Annotated in this window: 4 protein-coding genes and 3 tRNA genes; all 7 read left to right on the top strand. The window is 53.3% G+C overall.

Features of this window, described 5'->3' with window-relative positions:
- Positions 1-126: 126 nt before the first annotated feature.
- Complete coding sequence (gene birA, locus QRN61_RS26595) at positions 127-1,080, top strand: bifunctional biotin--[acetyl-CoA-carboxylase] ligase/biotin operon repressor BirA (RefSeq protein ID WP_027614311.1); 954 nt, start codon at positions 127-129, stop codon at positions 1,078-1,080.
- On the top strand, positions 1,070-1,819 hold the full coding sequence (locus tag QRN61_RS26590) for a pantothenate kinase (protein WP_285376256.1): 750 nt from the start codon (positions 1,070-1,072) through the stop codon (positions 1,817-1,819). The genes birA and QRN61_RS26590 overlap by 11 nt, the downstream gene beginning before the upstream one ends.
- A gap of 7 nt (positions 1,820-1,826) precedes the next feature.
- Positions 1,827-2,264, top strand: coding sequence for a hypothetical protein (locus QRN61_RS26585; RefSeq protein ID WP_027614313.1), 438 nt, complete (start codon positions 1,827-1,829; stop codon positions 2,262-2,264).
- Positions 2,265-2,406: 142 nt separating this feature from the next.
- Positions 2,407-2,491: transfer RNA gene (locus QRN61_RS26580), tRNA-Tyr, on the top strand.
- A 24-nt stretch (positions 2,492-2,515) separates the two neighbouring features.
- A tRNA-Gly gene (locus QRN61_RS26575) sits at positions 2,516-2,589 on the top strand.
- A 26-nt stretch (positions 2,590-2,615) separates the two neighbouring features.
- A tRNA-Thr gene (locus QRN61_RS26570) sits at positions 2,616-2,691 on the top strand.
- Positions 2,692-2,775: 84 nt separating this feature from the next.
- Positions 2,776-2,884, top strand: a 109-nt coding sequence (locus QRN61_RS26565; protein ID WP_130928968.1) for a GTP-binding protein, incomplete at its 3' end; no start/stop codon positions are given.

The raw sequence follows: 2,884 nt of genomic DNA, 5'->3' as shown, positions 1-2,884 counted from the left end.
TCCGAAACCCCAATTGCGAAAGCAGTTGGGGTTTTGTTTTGCCCGCAGGAAAGTGGTGCGCTTGATTTCTATGCAATCGCCCGGCTCATGGCTATTATTCGGACCTCATTGTGAGGCGAGACCTGCATGCTGACGTTGTTGAATCTATTAAAGGATGGTCGATTCCATTCCGGCGAGGCTCTGGGGGTTACCCTGGGAATCAGTCGAAGTGCGGTGTGGAAGCAGCTTCAGCATCTTGAGGCTGAGCTCGGGTTGTCCATAAACAAAGTCCGGGGCAGAGGCTATCAACTGGCTGCACCCTTGACGCTCCTCGACCCCCTGAAGATTAGTGCCTTAGCAGCGGTTTGGCCGATTACAGTCTTTGATTCCATCGATTCCACTAACGCAGAGGCGCTTCGCGCGATCAACCAGGGTCGAGCGGCGCCGTTTCTGGTATTGGCCGAACGACAGATTTCCGGTCGCGGTCGCAGAGGCCGCAAATGGGTAAGCCCTTTTGCTGAAAATCTCTACTACAGCCTGGTCCTGCGCATTGAAGGTGGCATGCGCCAGCTTGAGGGCTTGAGTCTGGTGGTCGGTTTGGCTGTTATGCATGCCCTGCGAAAGCTGGGGGTGGCGGGCGCAGGATTGAAGTGGCCCAACGATGTGCTGGTCGGGAACAAGAAAATCGCCGGTATTCTTCTTGAGCTAGTAGGGGATCCGGCAGATGTTTGCCATGTGGTGCTGGGTATAGGCATTAATGTGAACATGCAGGTTGCTGAGGAAGTTGACCAGCAATGGACGTCAATTCGACTCGAGACGGGTCAAACCTGCGATCGCAACGTCTTGGTGGCTGAGCTGAGCGACCAACTGCGCGGTTATATCCAGCGTCATCAGGTCCATGGTTTCTCTGCGTTCCAGGAGGAGTGGGAAAAGGATCACATGTGGCAAGGTCGCCCGGTTTCTTTGGTTGCGGGCGTTAGTCATATAGAAGGCGTAGTGCTTGGTATTGATAGCCAGGGTGCGCTGCGCTTGAAGGTGGACGGCGTGGAAAAAGTATTTAGTGGTGGTGAGCTCAGTCTGAGGTTGCGTGATGATTCTTGAGCTCGACTGTGGGAATAGCTTTATCAAGTGGCGCGTATTGAATACGGCTGCTGGTGGTCTTTTCGCGGAAGGTGTTGTCGACTCGGATCAGGCTCTGGTGGATAGCTTGTGTGCATTTGAGAGCCTGTCGTTGCGCAAATGTCGGTTGGTCAGCGTAAGAACCAGCGAAGAAACTGCTGCGCTCACCCGAGTTCTCGAGCAGACGTTCGGCATCTCGGTCGTTTGCGCAAAGTCGGCCAGTGAAATGTCTGGTGTCAGGAATGGCTATGACGACTATGAACGCTTGGGGCTGGATCGCTGGTTGGCGATGCTCGGTGGCTTTCATCTGGCTGCCGGCGCCTGTCTGATTCTGGATTTCGGCACTGCTGTGACAGCCGATTTTATTAATGCCGAAGGAGAGCACCTTGGAGGATTCATTTGCCCAGGGATGCCCTTGATGCGTAACCAATTACGTACACATACCCGGAAAATCCGTTATGGGGACTTGGCTGCCGAAAAAGCGTTGACGAGCCATGCTCCGGGGCGCAGTACCGTCGAGGCGGTGGAGCGAGGGTGCTCTTTAATGTTGAGAGGTTTCGTTCTGACCCAGATGGAAATGGCTCGATCCTATTGGGGGGAGCGCTTTGCTGTCTTTATTACCGGTGGCGATGCTGGATTGGTGGCGGACGTCGTGCCTGATGCTCGGATCGTCCCTGACCTGGTATTTGTAGGGTTGGCGATGGCGTGTCCTTTAACTTGAGGTTTGTATGCGTTGGTTGTTCCTGCTGCTCGTTGTTCTCAATGTGTTCTATTACGTCTGGCATCAGCAGGAGGCGCCCTTGCGTGCAAAAGATGTCACTCCTCTCAGCATGTACCGCGGGTCCCAGCAAGATATTCGCTTATTGAGTGAGGCGACTGGTGACTCGGCGGGAGTGCAAGGCGCGCGCCATGCCGGACAGGAGTGTCTGTTTTTGGGTGGTTTGACTCAAGAAAGCAGCCTTTCCGCGCTACAGATGCGTCTAGCGGGCATGAGTGTGAAGGTTCAGGCATCGCAAAAGGATCTTCCCGAGCCTGGATATTGGTTGCGCATTGCGCCCGAGAGCCAGCGTTTATTGGGGGATGTGCAGTTGCAGAACCTTTCCAAGGAATTCAATGAGTTAAAACATAAAATAATGCTGTGTGAGGGGGTTGCACCGCTGGAATAGTTTGCATAGAATGGCGCCCGCTCCACAGCGAACACCTAAACAGGTTGTCAAAGCGGAGCGGTGTCAACGCAGCTAACCTCAGGTTTTTAATGAGAAAATGCTTGACAGAAGGTCGGCATAGTATAGAATGCCGGCTCGCTTAGGAGGGGTTCCCGAGCGGCCAAAGGGATCAGACTGTAAATCTGACGTCTACGACTTCGAAGGTTCGAATCCTTCCCCCTCCACCATTTTTAGCGTGAGCTGCAAGCTCCGCGGGTATAGTTTAGTGGTAGAACCTCAGCCTTCCAAGCTGATGATGCGGGTTCGATTCCCGCTACCCGCTCCAAGTTTGCAGGTTGTGCAAAGTGTTACGCTCTTGTAGCTCAGTTGGTAGAGCACACCCTTGGTAAGGGTGAGGTCAGCGGTTCAAATCCGCTCAAGAGCTCCATATAACAAGGCAGATATGAAAATATCTGCCTTTGTTTTAATGGTAGATATCGTTCGTCTAATTCTTCTGTTGAGGGTGTTATCGATGGCTAAGGAAAAATTTGATCGTTCCCTGCCCCACGTCAACGTAGGGACCATTGGTCACGTTGACCACGGTAAAACCACTCTGACCGCTGCTCTGACTCGCGTCTGCT

This window comes from Pseudomonas sp. lyk4-TYG-107 (genome assembly GCF_030209055.1).
Taxonomy (GTDB): domain Bacteria; phylum Pseudomonadota; class Gammaproteobacteria; order Pseudomonadales; family Pseudomonadaceae; genus Aquipseudomonas; species Aquipseudomonas putida_A.
Note: the sequence above shows the minus strand (reverse complement) of the source record. Positions and strands in the feature narration are given on the sequence as shown.